Here is a 22003-nt window from a genome sequence, read left to right as displayed (position 1 = left end):
AACCTATACCTTTGTTCCTGTTTTGACCATAGCTTCTTCATCGACAACGTATCCGCTGCCGCTCTTGGTAACTTTTAGCCACGGCAGAGCCTTTGGGGCCGGCCCCTTTGTAACTAGACCATCAGTTGTATAGGCGGATCCGTGACAAGGACAGTTAAAGCCGGTTGGGCTGGGCTTTACGATACAGCCAAGGTGCGTGCAAACGGTTGAGATCGCGAAAACGCCGTCATCATCGCGAAATACCGCAACTGAGCGTCCCGGAGGTGTAAATGCCTCGCCATTTGCAAGAGAAGCGGGCAGCGTTACATTGAACTTCTTTGCCGGCGAAGCTGAAACGGCGGCCTTTGGCAGTTTCAGCATTCCAAAGATCGAAAACAGAAAGGTAACCGCAGTCGTTCCTATTGCCGCCAGGCCAATGAAATCGCGTCGAGCTATTGGTTCGGGGTCAAATCTAGACTTTTCTTTCCCGGGTTTTGTTGTCATTGAGACCTCCATGTTGTTGAGAATGCGACCCGCTCCATCGTGATCGCATCGACCGGGCAACGCGTCGCACACAATGCGCAGCGAATGCAGCGGTCCTCGTCCTTGAGAATTACCGAATTTTCGTCGAGATCGGCGTCATGGCCGAGGGTGTCTTCGATCGTGTTGAGGAGTTGGTCGTCAAACTCCAATTCACCCAACGAAACCAGCTTCAAACACTGTGTCGGACAAACATCAGCACACCCACCACAAAGAACACACCTCGTTCCGTCAAATACTGGTGTCACCCCGCAATCGAGACACCGCGAAGCTTCGCGCATGGCCTCTTCACGGTTATAACCACGCTCGACCTCGTTTTCGGGATGCGTTAGGCGTTCTGCCGGGTGGATGACGGGAACGGCTACGCGGCGAAGCGATTCATATCCGCGTTCGCGAGAATACCGGTCGAGGACGATATGAGATGTGACCGCGTTCTTTTCGAGGGTATTGCCGGTAAGATATTGATATACGGAACGCGCCGCTGCCTTGCCGGAGGCGACGGCATCGATCAGCAAACGCGTTCCGTGGGCAAGATCGCCGGCGACAAACACGCCTTTTCCGGTCGTTTCGAGCGTGTTCGGATTGTTTTGGATCCAACTGCCGCGGGTGAGTTCGACGTCTTTTCCACCAGCCTCTAGAAATGACAGTGTCGGTGCCTGGCCAACCGCCAAGAGTACTGTATCGCAAGGAATGATCTTGGTTTCATTCTCGTCATAGAGCGGCGAGAATTTGTGTTCATTGTCATAAACACGTAGGCATTTGCGGAATTTAACGCCGGTGACCTTGCCGTCGCCATCGCGAACGATCTCCGTTGGTCCCCAGCCATTCTGACGCTCGATACCTTCCTCGTCGCCCTCGACGATCTCGATCGTGTCGGCGGGCATTTCCTCGGCACTTTCAAGCGAAACGAGAAAAACATGGGCTGTTTCGGACAGCCTTGCAGCGGTGCGTGCAGTATCGAACGCAATTTGACGGACGACTGTTCGCGCAACATCATATGCAACATTACCGCCGCCGATGACCACGATCTCACGGCCGACCTCGATCTTTTCTCCAAGCGAAACCGCCCGCAACAGATCGACGCCTCCGTAAACATTCGGGCCATTCTCACCTGTCAGGCCCAAACCTCTTGACGATTTGGCACCAACCGCGATTATCACGGCGGCAAAATCTTCCCGAAGTTCGGCAAATGAAATATCCTTTCCGACCTGAACACTACAGCGAATCTCAACGCCCAACGCCTCGATGACCGCGATCTCTTTCTCTATCAGCTCACGCGGCAGCCGGTAGGCGGGAACACCGACGGCCAACATTCCGGCAGCGACCGGTTCGATCTCAAATACGACAGGTCTGAATCCCATCAACGCAAGATCGTGAGCGGCACACAGTCCAGCCGGCCCCGCACCGATGATCGAAACTCGTTCGCCGCCACCTTTCTCAAATTTCCCCTGAATGCTCGATTGGAGTAGCGCGGCCATTTCGTCGGCGTCGGCCGCGATCGGCGGGATAAACGATTTGATCGAATTAAGAATGTCGTCTGTCGCCTTTGCCTCAGGCCCGGCTTGTTCACAGGCAAATCGCTTGAGAGCACGGATCGCTATCGGGCGATCCTGCCCGACGAACATACCGTCATCGTTAACTTTTGGAATTTTTCCGCGGCGGCAGGCGATCTCGCAGGGAGCTCCGCAAATGCGGCCGCAGATCGAAGCAAACGGGTTCGGTCCGCGAGCTATCAGATAGGCATCTTCGAACCGGCCTTCTGCGATCGCCCGCACATAACCACGGGCGTCCGTATGTACCGGACAGGCCACCTGGCAGGAGATAAGGTTTTGGTGGTAACTCACGTCTGGGACGTGAACCTTTATCGGTAACATACCAATCACCGTCGTATGAGTTGTCAGTCATCATGAATTCTATGGTTCATGCAAATCGAGAAATATGACTTGGATCATATTATGTTGAATGAACGGAAAATACTTTGTGCCTGGCGAGCTTCTAACCGCCGATGGAACTCATCGATCGTGACGCATATTCAAAGCCGCCTGTGTTGATCGCGTGACCAGATTCTTTCCTTATCACCGCGGAGCAAATAAAATCGACGATCTCGCTCCGTGTTCCTCCGTTTCTGAGTAAACCGCGCAGATCATATTCTTTTTTCGAGAATAAACAGGTGCGAATCTGCCCGTCGGCGGTAAGGCGTACTCTTGAACAGGCACCACAAAATGAATCCGTGACCGGCGAAATAATGCCGATCTCGCCCTTGGCTCCGTCGGCAAAATGATATTTCCAGGCGGTTTGCTGCCCGCGCGACGGATTCGTCAAAATGAGCGGAAAGACTTCGCTGATCCTCCGGCGGATCTCCCTCCCCGAAACGATCTGAGTTCGATCCCACATACGGCCCGCGTCAAGCGGCATGAACTCAATGAATCGCATTGCTAGTTCATTTCGGCGGGCGAATCTGGCGAGGTCGACGATCTCATCATCATTTCGGCCGCGAATGATAACGGCGTTGACCTTTATTTGATTAAAACCTGTGGTTTTAGCCGACTTGATCGCGTCCAGCACGTCATCTAATTTATCGACACCGGTAATAGAAAGAAAATTTTCCGGTTTAAGGCTGTCAAGCGAGAACGTCACACGATCCAATCCCGCAAGCTTCAAAGCAGCAGCTTTGTTTGGAAAATTGCTGCCGTTAGTGATCATTGCAATTTCCCGCAGTCGGTTCGGCCCGGTTGACCCTATCTTTTCATTCGCAGATCGAGCATCCGAATCTTTAAGTTTGGTCAGCTTGGCTACAAGTAACTCGACATCCTTCCTGACTAGCGGTTCGCCCCCCGTTAGCCGTATCTTCTCGATACCGAGTGAAACAAATACCTCACAGACCGCTACGATCTCCTCAAATGTTAGTAGGTCGGGTCGATTCGAAACGTCCTGTTCCGCTGACGAGTTGCAATAGAAACATCTAAAATTGCAGCGGTCAGTCAATGAGACCCTCAAATCTCTGATCTGTCGATTGTATAGATCACGCAACATTCCTATATCAACAATCGGTTTGAGCATAAAACCAACAATATTCGATTGGATTTACATCTGACCAACGCAAACAAAGCCGATTATTAGGTAGACCGATACCGCAGAAATTCTGCTCGTGCTCGAGTACAATTTTAGAAAATACTCGAATGGAAAGCGGAGAAATATGACTTGCATCATATTTCGGGAAATATTTTGAAAAGTAACAACCGAATGCTCGTGCGTAAGTACATCCCATTTTTCACACTCAAGTTGGAATGAAGGGTTACTGCATTACAAAGGAAAGCTTGACTGCGATGGCGAGGTGATTGGGGAATTTGCTTCATGCAATTTAACAGAAATATCCGATGCCTTATCCTTGGCTACACCGCCTAAACCATTTGTGCGAGAGCCTATGGATTTCGACGATATCTTGATCTCTTTTCACTTTTGAAGAAATTTTTCGGGAGCCTGTCTGTCTGCGATAATCGAACGGTTGGCAAATGAGCCAGGTGTTATGGTATGGTGTGGAATGTAGAGTTTTTCCTGCGACGATTGACAAGCCGAGTCAGGAAAAGTTGGTTGCAGGTTGGTTGCACTTTCCTGAATCATGGCGAATCTTAGAGGATCAGGCTAAGAGGGTAAAGTGTTGATTTTAGGATGTTTTGATTGATTTTGACAAAGTATGAAAAGCCCCTTGGCTCGCTTGGGGTGCGAGAGGTCGCTGGTTCAAATCCAGTCGTCCCGACCAATAAAAACGGGGCTTTCGACGAAAATCGAAAGTCCCTTTTTCTTCGCATTCGCCCAGCTCGCGAGAGGGCTGTATCTCTATAACACTGTAAAACAAGGGTTTATCGTGCTTACGTGTTTTCAAAACTGCCACCATCCTGCAACCATCGACAGAGAATCTCTCGTCAAGATAGTCGTATTGTCGACAGTAATAGAAATATTTATGACCAACCCCGTCCTGGCTGCCAGCTCATTGAAAAGAGATTCTTGGCTACTTCGGCTTTGATGATTGGTTCGAGAAAAGCTCGAACGTGCCGGATGATATCCGAGGGGTCTTTCGAGCGTTCGATGCGGTTTCGATTGATGAACGCTCTCCATCGGGCCACAACCACTGCATTCTCGGCAAACTCATCTCGAAGAGCTATCGGCAAAGCGGTCGGGAAGGGGGATTGGCGATTTTCAAACGTCGCACGCAACGCAGACTGAAGTAGCTCGCCGTCGAATTCGAATTCTGCGATCATGTAATTCAGGTCCCAAAAATCCTTCAATCGTCCGTTTGCCTCGCCCAGTTTCACCATCGCTTCGAATTTCTCGGCCACTACGGTTTCCTTAGGATAGACCTTAAGACGCGGAGCCGGGAATTCCAAGAGCGTTGGGAAATCCGCGATCCTGGGCTCAGGAGTGACCACATCGCCAAAGCCAACATCGACTTGAAGTGGTATCCTTGCCTGCCCCAGTTTTGCAACAAACTTTATTCGAACTCCTTGATACGCTTCTTCTTTGCGAATTTGCTCGCCACGAACGGTCTCCGTTAGGAATTCAAGGCCATCCTCAGTTTGGACTTTGCAGATCGATCTGATCTTATCTTCCAGTGTATAAATGTCGTTTGAGCCAAATCCCAGGAGATCGAGATCCTTTGTGGGCCGATGTGGTGCGTCGAACCAGAGCGAGAAGAGCGCCGCGCCTTTTAGTAGGAATCGGTCTTTGTGTGGTGAAATACTAAGGCGATAAAGAAATCTCTCGACGCCGTAGCGTACGAGGACGCTCTGGACATCCTCGCGCTGCTCTTTAGCTCTGGCCGTCAGACGAGCCTTGACGGAGGAAGCAATGTCTTTTATCTCTTTTTTCACCATCGTTTTAGGAGAGCGTGTTCAGATAAGGCAGCATCGTCCCTTTGACGTTGCGAACTTCGGCATAATGAATGAGTTCGTCCATTCTCACTTTCCGTGAGTGCCAAGCATCGCGAAGGGCCTCAAGACATACATCAAGGCCGACAGTCCTTTGATAATAGAAACAGTCTGCGATCGTTTTCGCCGGCGAGTACACCTTTACTTGGACGCCGTCGATTGTATGCGTTTCAATTCCGGCTTCGTATACCCTTGGGGAAAAACGGAAGGGCCGAAGGCGGACTGTATCCATTTTGGGTATCCATGAGTCGCGCTCGACTGCGATCCAGACCTCGAAGGGATTCTGCGTGGTCAGATCGTGAAAGCGTAGAGCCGAAAGAAGACAGAGCACACCATTCGGAGCTTTTGCAGCGACTTCTAGGATGCTTTGGTTTTCGTTGAATTCGGTACCGACAAGTGCGTATAGTCCGTAGCCGACACGTTCGAGGTGACCTTCTTTGACTAGGCGCGAAATATACATCCGCGATAGTCCGAGTTCATGTTCGACATCTGAAGCCCGAAATATTTTTCGCGTTTTGGCGTATTCAAGAAGTTTTTCGCGCCCATTCATGCTGTTACGGAACCTTAGCACTGCGGTCTTACATGTTGAGGTTCCGTAACAACAATACCACAAAGTCTACATAGCTGCTCTACAATTGTTTAGCCCGTATGAATTTACTGGGGTAATCTTGTTCTGCATGATGAAAAGAAATGTAAAAGTTGTACGCGTTGGAATCCGCAACTAAACGATCTTATCTTTGATCTTTGTGAGAAGCTGTTTGGATTCTTCGGCGGAGAGGGCGTTGATCTCGACGCTGCGAAGCTCACATTAGTTTCCCTTTTTACCGAGAATATCATTTGGCGGAAGATAGATCGCTTTGCGGCCCGTGTTGTCGATGGACTTTAGAAGCTCGTCAGCGTTCGTGTTCATCTCTTGTGCGAGTCCGGCCTGCATCATCTTCATCGCGGCTTGTTCCTGTTCGACGACCTTTTCCATCGCGGCAGTGTCGGCGATGATCTGCATCATATCGGCTTCGGTCAACCCCTGGTTGAAATAGTGCGTCGAGGCACCTTCGTCAAGCAAGCGGTCGCGGAAATTACGCATCCAGTTGAGACGCTTTACGTTTGTCCAACGCGCCCAGTCGCCCGTGTCGAACGGGTATCCATCATCTTGTTTCTTTTGTTTAGACATGTGGTTGTCCTTAAGTTTTTTTAATTAGGTGCGTTTGGAATAATAGACGACAAACAGGCGAAATATAAAGATTACTTGAGTAGAATCCGCAATTAAACGATCTTATCTTTGATTTTTGTGAAAAGCTGTTTGGATTCTCCGGCAGAGAGGGCGGTGATCTCGACGCCGCGAAGCTCGACTATCGCGTTTTCGTACCTGACGCAACTGAAAGCATCTTTGACGTCCTGTAATAGTGTGGTGGTGGCGGTGTCAAAAAACCCAATGAAAAGAGGGCCATCCAAAACCCCACTTTTAGTGTGTTATAAAATTCAAAAGGGTGGTGTTAGTAAACTGTAGTTTTCTTGCGCCGTGTTTTTGCACACTTTTGATTTTGGGGGCCCCGCGAGGCCGAAAATTTGACCTACCTTTCCTCTCAAGACTTCGGTCTCAAGAGCATCCTCACGCTGAACCAAATCTCGGACGAAAGCCAATGGAAGTGTGAGAACTGTTCGTGGCGCTCGAGGGGACAACAGATTGGAACGCGGTAGAAGCCGCCTTATCTTTGCCTTCCAAACTCGGCGAGTTTCTTATCGATCAGCTCCAGTGCTGGGAGCAGACGTTGGTTTATAGGTGCTCCCTTTTTGCATAAATTATAGTGTTCGTCAAAATCAGCCCATTTTTCCTGCATTGCCAGTGTGTAGGCGAGTTTGCATTCGGCGCCAAAAATCGCAACATTGTCTTCCTTATAATGCAGACGAAAAATCGGCAGCGATTCGCGCAGATATCTTTCGGCGATCTCATATTTGTTTTCATCGGTCGGGGGAGTTACGGCTTGTCTATAGACGTCATGAGTTTCCGGCGTATTTGGCAGCATCAGTCTTGAGGTGTAGGCCTCGATCATGTACGGAAAGTTAAGATTATTGGGATTCGTATCACGCATCATGTTGAGCGCGCGGTCGAGCAGGGCGGCTCTGTCTGCATCATTTTGTCCGATCGAGCCGTAACAGTAAAAGAGGTCTTTGGCGACGAGCTCATGCCATTCGCCGTAATACTGAACGCGCAGTTCAAGAGCCCGCATAAGGTGATATTGCTGTTTTTTCTGTAAGAGATTGGCAAACTCTTTGTCCATCCCGCTCGGATGCGCCCAACCGAGCGCCTCACCGAATTTGTGATGCACTTCGGCGGCAATGTCGGGCTCGTCCGCAAATTCGGCGTCGATCTTGTCGCTCATGTCGAGCAGGGCATCTATAACGCGCGCATCGCCGCCAAATTTTGCTCCCTCGCCATACCAGGCTGCGTTTGCATACGAGATCATCTTTGCCATGAACTTGCTGATCTTTTCGGATTTTGCCTGTTCTGATTTGGCGCGGTCGGATTCCATAACGGCGGCATTCGCCTGCCACACAGCGACGAAGGAACCTGTGATTATGCTTACAAATATCAAAGCCCCTGCGAGCACCGTAATACGATTGCGACCATAGAACTTCTTGAACCGGTAGGCCAGCGTCGCGGGACGTGCCGCGACCGGAACGCCATCGATGTAACGCCAGATGTCCTCGGCAAACTGTTCTACGGTTCGATATCGCTCCTCTGGCTCTTTATTGAGAGCTTTAAGTATCACGTTATCGATATCGCCCTTTAGACGAGAAGGTGAGAAAGGGGGAAGAGGAGAAGGGGAGAAAGAAGCCGCTTCGCTTGGCAGTGTCGGGTAGGAATCGGGGATCTCTTTCAACATATCACCGCTTCGCTTGCCTTTTACCTTATACGGAAATGAACCGGTGAGCAGTTTGAACAGAATGACGCCGAGGCTGTAAACGTCTGTTGCGGTTGTCACCTGTGCGCCGGCGACCTGTTCGGGGCTGGCGTATTCGGGTGTCATTGCACCGAACAAAGTCGTTATATGAACGTTTTCGACAGCGCCCATCAATTTCGATATACCGAAATCGAGGAGCTTTGGATTTCCTTCGGGGGTGACGATTATATTCGACGGTTTCAGGTCGCGGTGGATTATCAGATTATGATGGGCAAACGCGACGGCTTCGCACGCCTTGTTGAAAATTTTGAGACGCCCATTAAGACCTAGATTTTTCTCATAGCAGTATTTATCGATCGGCAATCCATCGACATATTCCATCACGATGTATGGAATGCCGTCGCCGGTCGTGCCGGTATCGTGCATCGCGGCGACATTTGGGTGGACGAGTTTTGACTGTATCTCGATCTCACGACGGAAGGCTTCGCGCACCTTTCCTGCATTGAACTCACGTTTTAGCAACTTTATCGCTACTTTCTGGTCGAATTTGCCGTCACGTCGCTCGGCAAGGTAAACGGCACCCATTCCGCCAACGCCAAGTTCCGAGATGATCCGATAGGCTCCGATCTCCTGCCCCGCCATCGTGGAAGGCATCTCCGCTTCGACATCAAAGAAATCTCTCGAAAACTCGATAGCTGAAGTTTGTAGTATTTCTTCGGCATCGTCCTCAAAGGCAAGCAGCGATTCGACCTCCTTTATAACCTCCGAACTGACGTGCTGTTTACCAAGAAACGAAAGCCGCTCCTGCGGACCGAGACTGAGCGCCGTCATGAACAACGCGTTTATCTCTTCCCATTTATTACCCTGAATCGAATGGATAGACATCTTTTCCCCTAATAAAGGAAGCGTAAAAATATGCGAAATTGAGCCAAATTATTTTCCGCGGTCACTCACGCTTAAATTCGCGTGCAAGCCATATCCGCGCAGCCTGCCATTCGCGGCTAACGGTACGTCCGCCGATCTCGAGTGCCTTGGCGATCTCTTCATTTGTCATGCCGCCAAAGAAACGCATTTCGACGATCTTCGCCTTTCGAGCGTCGATCTTGGCCAGACGGTCTAAAACCTCGTCGATCGCAAGTATCGAACCTGCGCGTTCCTCAAGCGGAATGTCGATATCCTCGGTCGATAAGAGCACCGGAGTGCTGCCACGTTTAACAGCGGCGTGTCTGCGAGCGTGATCGACGAGGATATGTCGCATCAATTGCGACGCAAACGCATAAAAATGCGAACGGTCACGCCACGCGATCCTCTCAACGTCGGTCAGCTTCAAATACGTCTCGTGGACAAGCGCCGTCGGCTGGAGCGTGTGGTCAGAGCGTTCCATAGACATCAGGTAACGGGCACGGCGTTTCAATTCGTCATAAACATATTTCAGCAGCCTTTCGCGCGCGTCCTCGCTGCCGCTGTTCCATTCCTGCAATATCCGAGTGATCTCTACCGGATCGGCTTTGGTCATAAAATCTCTGTTTTCAGGGGTTTCGAGGAACTATTTTACAAGAAATCCAGTCGAATGAAAAGATTTGTGGCGAACCTTTGCGGGAAATTACGCCTAGATATATTGAAAGACCAAAACAAATATTGCGGAGAAGACGATGTACTATAACAAGATCAAACAAGGACTCTACACGGCTGCCATTTTTATCGCTGCGTCGATCAGCATAAATGCGGCGACTTTTACCGCGCAGGCGAACGGCGATTGGGCTACCCCGGCGACGTGGACCCTAAACTCGGGAACCGACGCGGACGGCATTCCCGACGCCGACGATACGGTGTCGATTCCGTCTCCTCGTGTCGTAACGGTAACCGGAGCACAATCAGTGCATATTTTGACCAACAATACAGGCGGTACTTTAACGCTCAGTGTAGGTGCGACGTTGACAACGGACGGCACGGCCGGAAGCTCGTATTCGGGCTTGGGAAATGTGAACGGTACAGGCACGTTTCGCACCCAAGGCACAACCTCCTTTAGTGGCAGCTCAAATTTTACCGCGACGCTTGAGATTAATAGTGGAACTACCAGCGGTTCAGGTACATTGGGGGGGGCGTTAGCCGTTTTGTCCGGTGCGACGTTTAACACATCAAATCAGAACTTTATTGTAAACGGCTCTATAGACGTCAATGCGGGCGGCACAGTTACTAAAACCTCAGGCATCGTTACCGCTAACGGAGCTAACATTGTCAACAACGGTATTATCACTGGTGGAGCATTCAACTTCGCGGGCGCGGGAACGCAAAACCTTTCGGGAACGGGCTCATTTACTGCTTCGATAACGGTCTTCAGCCCATCGGTTACAACTTTAACCAGCGATGTAACTTTTGGCAACGGTAATGTTACAGCAACAACTCTTTCTCTCAACAGCGGCGCGACTCTTGCTCTCGGCGTCAATATGCTGACTTTGAACGGTGTAGGTCTGAGCGGTGCGGGCACTCTCAGCGGTGCGGGCCTTGTTCGTTTTCAAGGAACGTCTTCGATCAGCAGCAGCTCAAATTATACCGCCGCTTTCGAGATAAATAGCGGAACGACAAGTGGCTCTGGCACATTGGGCGGATCGTTAGCCGTTTTGTCCGGAGCGACGCTTAACACATCAAATCAGAACTTCATAGTAAACGGCTCTATAGACGTCAATGCGGGCGGCACAGTTACTAAAACCTCAGGCACATTTACCGCGAGCGGAGCCAACATTGTCAACAACGGTATTATCACCGGGGCGGCATTCAACTTCAGCGGCACGGGAACGCAAAATCTTTCGGGATCAGGCTCACTCACAGCGTCTATTGCAGTCACCAGCGGCTCTGTCACAACCTTGGTGAGCGACGTAACACTTGGCAACGGTGTAGCGGCAACGACCCTCGCAATTAACACGGGCGGAACATTGGCGGTTGGCAACAATATCCTTACCTTGAACGGCGTAAGTGTGAGCGGAGCAGGCTCCTTCACAAGCTCGGCAGGCGGCAAACTCCGGACACAGGGAACTTCGTCGATCAACGTCGGAGGTGCCTTCACCGGGTCGCTCGAAGTCAACAGCGGCACCACAAGTGGTTTGGGAACTGTCAGCGGTTCTCTGACGGTGTTAGCTGGCGCGACGCTCAATACGACGAATCAAACCTTTACGGTCAACGGCGATCTGACCAATAACGGCACGATCACGAAAACTTCAGGTAATTTCAATGCCAACAGCCCGAACATCGTCAACAACGGCACGATCACCGGCGGCTCGTTTAATTTTGGCGCCAGCGGAACGCTAAACCTTTCCGGCACAGGCAGCATTTCAGCGCCCGCAACAATTATTTCAACCTCGACTGTCGCTCTCGGCAGTAACCACCAACTCGCAACGCTCACCGTCAACACCGGCGGCACTTTAGATACGAGTGCCTTTACTTTATTTTTGAACGGAGCCGGATCGTCTTTGAGCGGTGCCGGAACGATGGCGAACGTCAATGTCACCTACAACGGTACGGCGGCTCAGACTGTTCAAACGGCAAATGTTAGCTACAACCAACTAGGCATAGACAATGTAGCGGGCGTCACGCTTTCGGCGGCGGAAACAGTTGCGACGCAACTCACACTCACGAACGGTACATTTAGCAACGGAGCATTTTTGACTCTGTCAGCTAATGCGACCGTCGCTCGTGGTAACGGAACGTTAGCTGCATCACCGACGTTTGCCGGAGCTATCAACATTATTTATTTTGGCAGTAATCCGATCGCAACAGGATTGGAAATTCCGCTGTCGAATACCATTGTCAACCTAACGGATAACAACACTAATACAGTTACGTTAAGCAACAGCCTTACGGTAAACGGAAATGCGATTTTGGCATCGGGCTCGACCTTCAACGGTGGCGGCGGAACCGCGCTGACTTTCAACGGCACGACGTTTTCGAATAGCGGAACTGAATCGGTTCCGACCACTACATTTAGCGGCGGAGCACAATCTATCGTCGGAACAGGATCTTGGACGGGCAGCGTGTTTCAGCTTACAGGTACGTCGAATACGTCACTGACAAACAATGTGACGTTCAGCAACGGAACGTTCACTGTCGGCGTGGGCACAACGGTCGCGACTGGCGCGAACTTGCTTACATTCAACGGCACGACGTTTACGAATAACGGCACCGTAACCGGTGCCGTGCGCACGACGGGTGCGAATGTTGGCCTCCTTGCCGGAGCAAGCGGGTTCAACGCGTCCCTTACCGTCAATTCGGGCACTACAAATGCACAAGGCACGGTTAACTCCACTTTGGCTGTCGATGCGACCGCTGTTGCCCTGACAGTGCCGACCCCATCCACCCTCACAGTAACGGGCAACGCAACTGTCAATGCGCCGCTCAGCGGAATCGGGACGTTCAGAACTAACGGAGCGACATTTACAAACAACGCAACCGTATCGGTCGGAACGTTTATTTTTGGCGGGGCGGCTCAGTCGCTTTCAGGCTCAGGAAGCTTTGTCGGAACTAGTGCTACTGTTCTCAGCGGCTCGACAACGACTCTTACGGTAGATAAACAAATGGGGTCAGTCACAGTGAGTGCGGGTGGAACGCTAAATATTACAAATCGAACGCTATTCCTCGCAAACGGCGGTACGCCGCTAAGCGTCGCGGGTACTTTCACGGTCACCGGCAGTACCGTCGAATACAACGGCTCGGCTGCACAGACTTTGGCGGGATTTACACCCTACAATAATCTCAGCACAAACAATACAGCGGGTGTAACGGGCTTTCCCGGACTAACTGTCAACGCTTTGCTACGTGTGAAAGCCGGGACATTTACCAGCAGCAGCACATACAAAGACGTTCAGATCGATAACGGGGCCACCCTAGCCGGAACCAACGGCACGACCATCAACGTCAACGGGAACTGGGTAAACAACGGCACCTTTACCGCAAACACCAACACGGTCAATTTCAATGGCTCCGGTGCTCAGTCTATTGGCGGCACCTCAGCTACTACCTTTAATAATCTGACGATCGCAAACGCCGGTTCGGGTGTCAGCCTCGGCCAGAACGCTGCGGTTAACGGTATCCTAACGCTCACAAATGACCTCAACACAGGAGCAAATACTCTGACAATGCCTGCAACTGGAACTTCGGCCGGTGGGGCAGATGTCATCGGAAACGTAAAACGCACCGGCTTCAGCGGCGGCGGCGCAGCACTTAGCTTTGGTAATCCATTCAACAGCATCGCTTTTGCGGTAGGTGGAACATTGCCGACTGACGTTACTGTTAACATGACAAAAACGCAGCCGTCCGGATTTGCCAATGCTGTCACGCGGTCTTATGTCATAACACCCACTGGCGGCAGCGGATTCTCATCAACCGTTCGTCTGCATTACCTGGACAGTGAGCTTAACGCAAACACGGAAGCGACATTAAAACTATTCAGGTTCATTGGATCGTGGACCCAGGTTGGAGTTTCAGCCAACGACACTACTAATAATTGGGTTGAGCAAACTGGCGTAATACAGTTCTCGCCATGGGCGATCAGCTCCAGCGGCGTACCGACACCAACTGCGACGAACACTGCTACGTCAACGCCCACCAATACGGCAACCGCAACGTCGACTAGTACTCCAACTGCGACAAGCACTGCGACCTCGACACCCACAAGTACGGCAACGGCGACGTCGACTAATACTCCGACGCCAACTCCGACCGTTGCTGCTGTAATTTCTGGAACAGTTACGTATGGCAATGCGATCCCAGCAGCTACGCGGTTTGTTTCAAATGTGCTGATAAGCGGTGCTGGCTCGCCGAATGTTTCTACAACTACAAGTTTTCCGGGAGGGACATATTCGCTGACCGGCTTTGGCTCGGGATCCTACACTGTAACTCCGACAAAAACCGGCGGCGTGAACGCCGCGATATCATCATTCGATGCGGCAAAGATCGCACAGCACGCCTCAGCAACGGTCCTCTTGACTGGCAATCAGCTACTCGTCGCGGACACCAGCAACAACGGCACTATCTCGTCGTTCGACGCGGCTCAGGTAGCATCGTACACGGTTGCGAATCCGCCATTTGGACTGGCGGGGACATGGAAATTCCTGCCGATAAGCAGGAGCTACGCATCGGTCAACAGCAGTCTATCGGGTGAAAACTACAGTGCCTTACTTATGGGGGAAGTTTCTGGCAACTGGACAAATTCAGCCGCCCGTCCTGCTAACGGCCCCGAGCGTGAGGCTGTTGTTTCTGCTCCCCATCTTGCGACACCGGCGGATGAAGAAGTGATAATACCCATTACCTTAAAAGGAGCAATGAACAAAGGGGTTATCGCTTACGAATTTGACCTGAGGTACGATCCGACCGTAATACAACCACAGGCAGAACCCGTCGGTGTCGCAGGAACCGTGAGCCGCAATCTTTCTTTTGCAGTGAACGCAAAGGAAGCCGGCATTCTCAGGGTTGCGGTTTACGGCGTGACCCCGATCTCAGATAACGGAGTGTTGCTCAATCTCAAATTCACGGCAATTGGGGCAACGGGTTCCGCGTCGTCTTTGATATGGGAGCGGTTAGTATTTAATGAAGGGGATCCTCAGGTAACAGCAACTGACGGGCAAATCGAACTGTTGGCCGCTGCGCCGAACAGTGCCGAGATCGCAGGGCGATTGACCGACTCGATGGGACGGGGTGTTCCAAATGCTCGTGTCACGTTGACCGACACCACGGGAGCCGGCCGCTCGGTGATGTCGAACGGCTTCGGCGTGTATCGTTTTGGCGGGCTAACAGTCGGCCAGACGTTTACCGTCAGCGTTGACTCCAAACACCTGACATTCGCCCCGCTGACGGTCAGCATTACCGGTCAGTCAGTGAAAGTCGATATGATCGCCGGGCAATAGACAATCCATCAATCGAACAGCAAAAGGGCGGGTTCCTTACCCCGCCTGTTTTGTTCTCAAATGAAATGCGAACCAGAATGTTAAAAAAGCTATAGTTTATTGACATTTCGAGTTGCACTCACTAAAGGACAAAAAGGATAGGCTAAGAATTTGCTACCTTTCAGTTGATGTCACAGAGAGGTTCCATGAATGATCATAACTACATTTGCCATAGGGGCAATACCGCTGAAGGCCGTTGGGCTTACTTCTGGCCGGCTGAACCAAAGATGTCCGCGTATGGTTGCCAACCTAAAGGCGCCGAACCCGTAAATGCCCGACCGACTGAAAAATTGGGATGCTTGCTCGATGGAGTCAATTAACGTGCACGAGCCTTTTATCCACCCGATCCCATGGTGGTGAGCCGCCCTTTGCTAATCTGCGGAATGGTGGTGCCGATGCGGAGAGTTCAACCTGACCATCGATTGCCACTGTGTCTGGATCGCCTTCGTTGAACATTATCCGATCCCAAATCAGCGGTGAGACCGAGCCGGCTGCTCCGACTGCCGTAAATCTGAGGTTCAGAAGCAGGCCATTACCGTCTATCGGATAGCCGCCGTACATTACGACTCTCAGACGTCCTGGTTCTGCAGCATTTGTAACAGCAGATAGCCCACGGCTCACTGTTTCCGCTACATCTAATGGATTAGCAAGGGGCTGTATCACCTCCGGATCATACCTAAGGTCGAATTCATAAGATATAACGCTCTTATCCGCGATTCCTCGCACAAAGATGGGAATAACAACCTCGTTATCGGTCCGTGATATAAATTGCGGAGCGGTTATATCAATGGTCCTCGCTGCCCGCTGGCTCCCAACAGGAGCCGACTTACGGCCAAGCAGTCTGGCTCCGGTATTATTCCAATTGCCGGAAACTTCGCCCATCAAAAGACCCGTGTAGTCTTCACCCGTGAGATTGCTTGTCACGGAAGGGTATGTCCTGCTCATGGGAGTTGTTCCTGCCGGGAACGGAACATTGGGAATCGTAAAAAATTTCCAGGTTCCAGTCTGCGACGTTTGTGAGTTTCCAGCGACGTATTGAGCAATCCGGGCCGCATCGAACGATTGTATCTGGCCATTGCCGGTGACATCGGCCACTACCAACTGGTTACCGGTCAAAAGACTGGTCCCGGCGACATGCTCCGCGATCTTAGCGGCATCGAAAGAGGTTATGCTGTTTTGGCCCGTCGACTTGGTCGGTGTCACAGTGTAAGCACCCGCTCCAAATCCGCTGAGAAGATAAGTTCCGGCACCAACTCCCGGAGGTGTCGTCGTAGTGGAAACCGCAGAGGAGCCCGAGCCACTTATAAACACATTTGAAACAAAACGGGGGTTCGGATTGCCGATCGCGTTGCCGTATGTAACGGTACCGTTGATCGCTGGTTGAGGTGTTGATGTCGCGGTCGGTGTAGGACTGGCGGCGACCGCGCATTCAAGCGTTAGCACGAGATCGGTGACCGGCGGCGGAATTGGTAGTGCTGCGGTCTCGACAAATGGCTGCGATGGATTGCCTGGTGCGTTGCAGCCACTTTTCTGGGCCCGTACTTTGTAATAGCCGGCGAGCACATCCCAGCCGAATTTGCCGTCCGCGTTCGTCATGTCGGGATTGTGCCGGTTTGCTGGTGACATTACGGCATTGCCGTCGGCCACCTGCGCATACGCTCCTATCTGGATATCGGAACGGTAAAGAGTAACGGTCGCCCCCTGGATAGGCTGGCCCATCGTGTTCTGCACAACGCCGCTCGGATCGATGTAGATATCGAATGTCACATGTATAACTGTGTTATCCAAATATATGATGGTGATGGTCACGGCTGCCGGTCCGTGCGCCGGAGCAAGCGGCGGCACAATGTGCGAGTAAAATCCGTTAGGCGATTCGGGCATTGGACCACTAGAAAAGATCGAGCCTCCGCGTCCTATCGTATAGGACGCGCTTCCGCCTGATGCCTGAGTCGTCGAAAGCAAAAGCGGGCTGCCCTGGTAAACAACGGGTATTTCGCCATAGCTTGGCTGAATATCGGTGCCCGGCGGCGGAGGTCCGGGCGTTACCAGCACTGCATTTTGGCCAACCAGCGGGGTGTCACAGCTTTGCACGCTGCGTCCCGACAGTTGGGCGGGCAGATCGGTCGAATATGAAGGTGGATTGACCGTCAGGTCGAACGAGGTATTCGGCGGCAGGCCGAGGATGCGATAGTTGCCCGCCGCATCGGTCGACGAATTGAACGCACATAGATTATTCGAGTCGCACGCCTGCACCAGCGCCTGTGACAGAGAGCCGCCCGAGTCTGAAATGCGGCCGGTGATCTCGCCGCAGTAAGTAGCCGGCGTCGGCGAGGGGAAGATCGCTGTATTAAGCAGGACGCTTACAGTGTTGGTGAATTGGGCCGTAGACACGAGATCCGGCTTACCGTCGTCATTAAAGTCTCCGACGGCAATCGAACGGGGATTAAAGTTAACCCGGTAAAAAACGAAGGCACCAAATGTTCCGTCGCCGTTGCCCGGCAAGACGCTAACATTAGGGTCGCTGCGAGACCCGATCGCGAGATCCGGATTACCGTCGCCATCAAAGTCACCGATTGCCACTCCAGTGGCGCCTGCGGTCGGGTAGTCAACCTCGCCGGTAAATGTGCCGCCGCCGGTGCCCAGCAGGATGGCCACAGTTTGACCGGTAGCCACGGCAAGATCGAGCTTGCCGTCACCATTAAGATCTCGGACCGCCAAATATTCTATGTCGTACCCCGGCGGAAAGTTGTAATCGATCTTAGGGGAAAATGTTCCGCCGTCTGCTCCAAGCAGGACGCTCACACTATAATAAGCAGTGACCACAAGGTCAGGCTTCCCGTCGCCATTAAAATCTCCGACGGTCACTGAAAGCGGCGTATGACCGGTCGCGTAATCAACCTTAGGGGCAAATGTGCCCGTGCCTGTGCCAAGCAGGATGCTCACATTATCGCTGTTATAATTCGCAACCGCAAGATCAGACTTGCCGTCGCCATTAAAGTCTCCGACTGCAACTGACACTGAATTTGCGCCGGCCGGGTAATCAACCTTAGGGGTAAATGTGCCTGTGCCTGTGCCAAGCAGAATGCTGACGTTGTTGCTGGTTTGATTTGCAACCGCAAGATCGAGATTGCCGTCGCCATTAAAATCTCCGAGGGCCACTGAAAAAGGGCCCGTGCCGGTCGGGTAGTCAACATTAGGAACGAATGTCCCGTGGCCTATGCCAAGCAGAATACTGACGGTGTTGCCGTCGTGATTTGCAACCGCAAGATCGAGCTGGCCGTCGCCATTAAAATCTGCGACTACCACCGAGAAGGGAGCCTGGCCGGTCGCGTAATCAACCCAGGTTGCGAAAGAAGAGCCGGTCGCCGAACTGTGCGATGCGACGATACCAAAAAAACCTAAACTCACTACTACACCAAGCAGTAAAATTGCTTTACGATCAAATTTAATAAATGACATTTCGGATTGTTTCACGATCTCAGTTCTCCTAAAAAAAAATCTTTCTTAGCTATATTTGCGGAACGTCGGTGGCAAAACGGACATTGATACGCAAAATATTTTTTATTTGACTTTTTTCAGTTACAATCGCGTAAATACATATGTCGAACGGTCACCACGAAATTACAGAAATATTGCAGTCATGGCGTGGGGGCGACGCGGAAGCGATCGAGCACCTTTTTCCGTTGGTGTATGACGAGTTGCGGCGGCAGGCGAAAAAATATTTGCGGCGTGAGCGACCCGACCATACCTTGCAGCCGACGGCTTTGGTTCACGAAGCGTATATGAAATTGGCCGGCGAAAGCGCGTTGGCGGTTGAAAGTCGGGCCCATTTCTACGGTATGGCGTCGCGGATAATGCGCCGTATACTAGTAGATTACGCTCGGCACCATAATGCTGAGAAGCGTGGAGGAGCCGCCCACAGATATTCCATTGAGAATATAGACATCATTCCCGACCAATCCGCTGGCGACTTGCTCGAATTGAACGATGCCCTGCAAAAGCTGGAACAGGTCGACGAACGTAAATGCCGCGTCGTCGATATGCGTTTCTTCGGGGGCCTCAATGAAGCGGAGATCGCCGAGATTCTTGGCATCAACGAAAAAACCGTCCGCCGCGATTGGCAATTTGCAAAGCTTTGGTTATTTCGCGAGCTCTCGCAGGGGATCGGGCCAAAATGACAGATTGGCAAAAAGTTGATGAGGGCATTGCAGCGGTTATCGAAATTGGAACCGTTTTGCGTTCCGCATGGCTCGATAAGTTTTGTGCGGGGGACGACGACCTGAAAAGCGAGATCGAATCGCTCCTGGCCTTTGAAGGCGACGCAGCAAGTTTTCTTGAGCTGCCGTTTGGTCCTCACGCGGCGGCCCTCTTGGACTCGGATAGCAATGGGTGTGCCGGAAAGGCATTCGGCAATTACGATGTCATACGCGAGATCGGCGAAGGCGGTATGGGCACGGTGTTTCTAGCCCGCCGTAATGATGGCGAGTTTGATCGCCTGGTGGCACTCAAAATTATCCGACAATCGATTGTGGGAAGCCGCATGATCGAGAGTTTCCGGCGCGAACGCCAAATACTTGCATCGCTAAATCATGCGAACATCGCGCTCCTTCTCGACGGTGGCGTCTCTCAGACCGGTGAGCCGTTCCTCGCTATGGAATACATCGACGGCGAGCCAATTTCGGATTTTGTAAGGAATAACAATCTTTCTGTGTCTGAGCGGGTAAGACTCTTTGTGAAGGTCTGTTCCGCCGTCGCTTACGCTCACCGCAATTTGGTGGTTCACCGCGATATCAAACCCGGCAATATACTAGTCACAGCCGCGGGTGAACCAAAATTACTCGACTTTGGCCTGGCAAAACTTACCCGTGATGATCTATCGGGCGATACCGCCGAGACGCAGACCGCGTTCCGTGCTCTAACGCCCGCCTACGCCAGCCCCGAGCAGTTGCGGGGGGACGCGATTAATACCGCAAGTGATGTCTATAGTCTGGGGGTTGTGTTTTACGAACTGCTTACCGGCAGCCGTCCGTTCAACTTTGATGGTAAAAGCCTCGATGAGATCATAAAAACAGTCACCGCCATTGAGCCTCCACTTCCATCGGCAAACTCGCCATCATCGGGTCCCGATCCACAGTTGAAAGGCGACCTCGACAATATTGCACTCATGGCACTTCGCCACGAACCCGAGAGACGATACGAGTCGGTCGAACAGTTGGTAGGCGACATCGAAAAATATCTGAAAGGGTTGCCTGTTTCGGCTCGTCCGAACACGGTCCGTTATAGGGCGGGTAAGTATATCAACCGACATAAAGTTGCGGTGCTGGCGGCGAGTTTGATTTTGTTGAGTCTAATAGGCGGAATTGTTGTCAGTCTGTGGCAAGTTCAGATCGCTCAACGTGAAAAGGAAAAGGCGCAAAGCGTCAGTGCCTTTCTTAATGAAACGCTGAAATACTCGAATCCATTCTTAAATTCCGTTCGGAAAATTGGTCACGAAACAACCGTTAATGAAGTTTTGGACGAAGCGGCGCGAAAACTCGAGAACGGACAATTTGACTCCTCGCCCGAAATCAAAGCCGAACTCGAATCCACGGTTGCCTCGATCTATTTCGGGCAGGGCAAATATCAGCCAGCGTATGAACATCTTGAACAACACATTACTCTGGTCAAAAATCTTTACGGGGAAAATGATCCGAAAGTGATCGAGGCGTCGCTTATGTGGGCAAGTTTACTTTTTTACCGGGGCGAAACCGATAAAGCGGAAGAGACCTTTCGTCAATACTTGCCGTTGCTCCAAAATGAGAGCCAAAAAGGCAATATCACCGCCGATAGTGTAGCCGGAAACATCAATGGTTTCGCCGCTGTGTGTCGGACCAATGGCAAATCCCGCGAAGCAGAGACGCTGTTTCGTAAAATTTTGGATTTGACCCCGCAGCTCTCGGAACGAGGTCGTAGTGCAGTTGCGACGGCGCGAAGCACATTGGCGTCGACAATCGCCGATCAGGGCCGATTTGACGAGGCTCTAGGTACGGCTCGTGATGCGGTCGACGAGTATCGCCAACGAAGCGAAACGGATTCGCCGAATTATGGATTCTCCTTAACCGTGTTGGGCGGTTTTCTCACCGATAAAGGTGACTACGATGAAGCTGACAAAGATTTAAAGGACGCCGAAACGATTTTTCGAGGACTTCTTTCTCCGTCCACCTTATGGCTGGGCGATAATCTTCGGAACCAGTCAATTTCTTTGTATGAACAGGGGAAATATACAGAGGCAATGGATAAAGCTGAGGAGGCCTTAAAGATTTATAACGAAAGTTTTGGCAAACACTACGACAATTACCCGACTACGCTAATAGTAAAGGGTTTGATACTCACCAAAACCGGACAGCTCCAGGAAGGGGAGAAAATCTTGCGAGAAGCAGTCCAACTTCGAACCGAATCGTTGCCAAATGAACATTTTTGGGTCGCGTTAGCGGACAGAGCGTTGGGCGAAAATCTGATGATTCAAAAACGTTTTGCCGAGGCAGAACCGTTGTTGAAGGCAAGCTACGAGAGTTTGCGATTGTCACAAGGAAAACAAAATCCACGCACTGTTCTCGCTAGAGTTTCGCTTGATAAGCTTTACGAAATTCAGCACCGATGAATGACGGAATCCATGAGAAGATTCAATTATGATTCGAATCCCCCTGGGACCTTCGCAGCCGCCGGCACTGAAGTTGATCGC

General features: G+C 51.5%; 12 protein-coding genes and 1 tRNA gene. 4 read left to right on the top strand and 9 right to left on the bottom strand.

What is annotated here, in order from left to right; translation table 11 throughout:
* Window positions 1-3: 3 nt before the first annotated feature.
* The 3 genes from IPL32_17055 to moaA form a co-directional block, all read right to left on the bottom strand.
* Complete coding sequence (locus IPL32_17055; protein MBK8467527.1) at window positions 4-483, bottom strand: ubiquinol-cytochrome c reductase iron-sulfur subunit; 480 nt, start codon at window positions 481-483, stop codon at window positions 4-6.
* Entirely contained in the window at window positions 480-2393 is a 1914-nt protein-coding gene (locus tag IPL32_17050) for an FAD-dependent oxidoreductase (protein MBK8467526.1), read from the bottom strand. Before IPL32_17050 ends, IPL32_17055 begins: the two co-directional genes overlap by 4 nt.
* Before the next feature lie 121 nt (window positions 2394-2514).
* Entirely contained in the window at window positions 2515-3579 is a 1065-nt protein-coding gene (gene moaA / locus IPL32_17045; protein ID MBK8467525.1) for a GTP 3',8-cyclase MoaA, read from the bottom strand.
* Between the two features lie 605 nt (window positions 3580-4184).
* Here moaA and IPL32_17040 point away from each other — a divergent pair.
* Window positions 4185-4279: transfer RNA gene (locus IPL32_17040), tRNA-Leu, on the top strand.
* Window positions 4280-4478: 199 nt separating this feature from the next.
* Here the strand turns inward: IPL32_17040 and IPL32_17035 are convergent.
* From IPL32_17035 to IPL32_17015, 5 genes are all read right to left on the bottom strand, one after another.
* Complete coding sequence (locus tag IPL32_17035; protein ID MBK8467524.1) at window positions 4479-5390, bottom strand: nucleotidyl transferase AbiEii/AbiGii toxin family protein; 912 nt, start codon at window positions 5388-5390, stop codon at window positions 4479-4481.
* Window positions 5391-5394: 4 nt separating this feature from the next.
* Complete coding sequence (locus tag IPL32_17030; GenBank protein ID MBK8467523.1) at window positions 5395-5994, bottom strand: type IV toxin-antitoxin system AbiEi family antitoxin domain-containing protein; 600 nt, start codon at window positions 5992-5994, stop codon at window positions 5395-5397.
* 258 nt (window positions 5995-6252) lie between these two features.
* The gene (locus IPL32_17025) at window positions 6253-6615 is read right to left on the bottom strand and encodes a hypothetical protein (protein ID MBK8467522.1); all 363 of its coding nucleotides are present in this window, start codon (window positions 6613-6615) and stop codon (window positions 6253-6255) included.
* A gap of 535 nt (window positions 6616-7150) precedes the next feature.
* The gene (locus tag IPL32_17020) at window positions 7151-9232 is read right to left on the bottom strand and encodes a serine/threonine protein kinase (GenBank protein MBK8467521.1); all 2082 of its coding nucleotides are present in this window, start codon (window positions 9230-9232) and stop codon (window positions 7151-7153) included.
* A 61-nt stretch (window positions 9233-9293) separates the two neighbouring features.
* On the bottom strand, window positions 9294-9863 hold the full coding sequence (locus IPL32_17015; protein ID MBK8467520.1) for a sigma-70 family RNA polymerase sigma factor: 570 nt from the start codon (window positions 9861-9863) through the stop codon (window positions 9294-9296).
* Window positions 9864-9999: 136 nt separating this feature from the next.
* On the opposite strand from IPL32_17015, the gene IPL32_17010 reads away from it, so the two are divergent.
* Window positions 10000-15243 carry a hypothetical protein gene (locus IPL32_17010; protein ID MBK8467519.1) on the top strand — a complete coding sequence of 1748 codons (5244 nt, stop codon included), beginning with the start codon at window positions 10000-10002 and terminating at the stop codon, window positions 15241-15243.
* 351 nt (window positions 15244-15594) lie between these two features.
* Here IPL32_17010 and IPL32_17005 read toward each other — a convergent pair whose 3' ends face one another.
* Window positions 15595-18756 carry a VCBS repeat-containing protein gene (locus IPL32_17005; protein ID MBK8467518.1) on the bottom strand — a complete coding sequence of 1054 codons (3162 nt, stop codon included), beginning with the start codon at window positions 18754-18756 and terminating at the stop codon, window positions 15595-15597.
* A gap of 125 nt (window positions 18757-18881) precedes the next feature.
* Here IPL32_17005 and IPL32_17000 point away from each other — a divergent pair, with 125 nt between their 5' ends.
* Together IPL32_17000 and IPL32_16995 are read left to right on the top strand one after the other, a co-directional pair.
* Window positions 18882-19460: a sigma-70 family RNA polymerase sigma factor gene (locus tag IPL32_17000; GenBank protein MBK8467517.1), complete on the top strand. Its 579-nt coding sequence runs from the start codon at window positions 18882-18884 to the stop codon at window positions 19458-19460.
* A complete protein-coding gene (locus tag IPL32_16995) occupies window positions 19457-21922 on the top strand; it encodes a serine/threonine protein kinase (GenBank protein MBK8467516.1) in 2466 nt (821 codons plus the stop codon). Before IPL32_17000 ends, IPL32_16995 begins: the two co-directional genes overlap by 4 nt.
* Window positions 21923-22003 lie beyond the last annotated feature (81 nt).

It is taken from the genome of Chloracidobacterium sp. (assembly GCA_016711345.1).
Classification (GTDB): domain Bacteria; phylum Acidobacteriota; class Blastocatellia; order Pyrinomonadales; family Pyrinomonadaceae; genus OLB17.
Note: the sequence above shows the minus strand (reverse complement) of the source record. Positions and strands in the feature narration are given on the sequence as shown.

Bases quoted from the DNA above. Each gene is read 5' to 3' on its own strand.
- IPL32_17055 (MBK8467527.1), bottom strand. From the start codon at position 483: ATGACAACAAAACCCGGGAAAGAAAAGTCTAGATTTGACCCCGAACCA.
- IPL32_17050 (MBK8467526.1), bottom strand. From the start codon at position 2,393: ATGTTACCGATAAAGGTTCACGTCCCAGACGTGAGTTACCACCAAAAC.
- moaA (MBK8467525.1), bottom strand. From the start codon at position 3,579: ATGCTCAAACCGATTGTTGATATAGGAATGTTGCGTGATCTATACAAT.
- IPL32_17035 (MBK8467524.1), bottom strand. From the start codon at position 5,390: ATGGTGAAAAAAGAGATAAAAGACATTGCTTCCTCCGTCAAGGCTCGT.
- IPL32_17030 (MBK8467523.1), bottom strand. From the start codon at position 5,994: ATGAATGGGCGCGAAAAACTTCTTGAATACGCCAAAACGCGAAAAATA.
- IPL32_17025 (MBK8467522.1), bottom strand. From the start codon at position 6,615: ATGTCTAAACAAAAGAAACAAGATGATGGATACCCGTTCGACACGGGC.
- IPL32_17020 (MBK8467521.1), bottom strand. From the start codon at position 9,232: ATGTCTATCCATTCGATTCAGGGTAATAAATGGGAAGAGATAAACGCG.
- IPL32_17015 (MBK8467520.1), bottom strand. From the start codon at position 9,863: ATGACCAAAGCCGATCCGGTAGAGATCACTCGGATATTGCAGGAATGG.
- IPL32_17010 (MBK8467519.1), top strand. From the start codon at position 10,000: ATGTACTATAACAAGATCAAACAAGGACTCTACACGGCTGCCATTTTT.
- IPL32_17000 (MBK8467517.1), top strand. From the start codon at position 18,882: ATGTCGAACGGTCACCACGAAATTACAGAAATATTGCAGTCATGGCGT.
- IPL32_16995 (MBK8467516.1), top strand. From the start codon at position 19,457: ATGACAGATTGGCAAAAAGTTGATGAGGGCATTGCAGCGGTTATCGAA.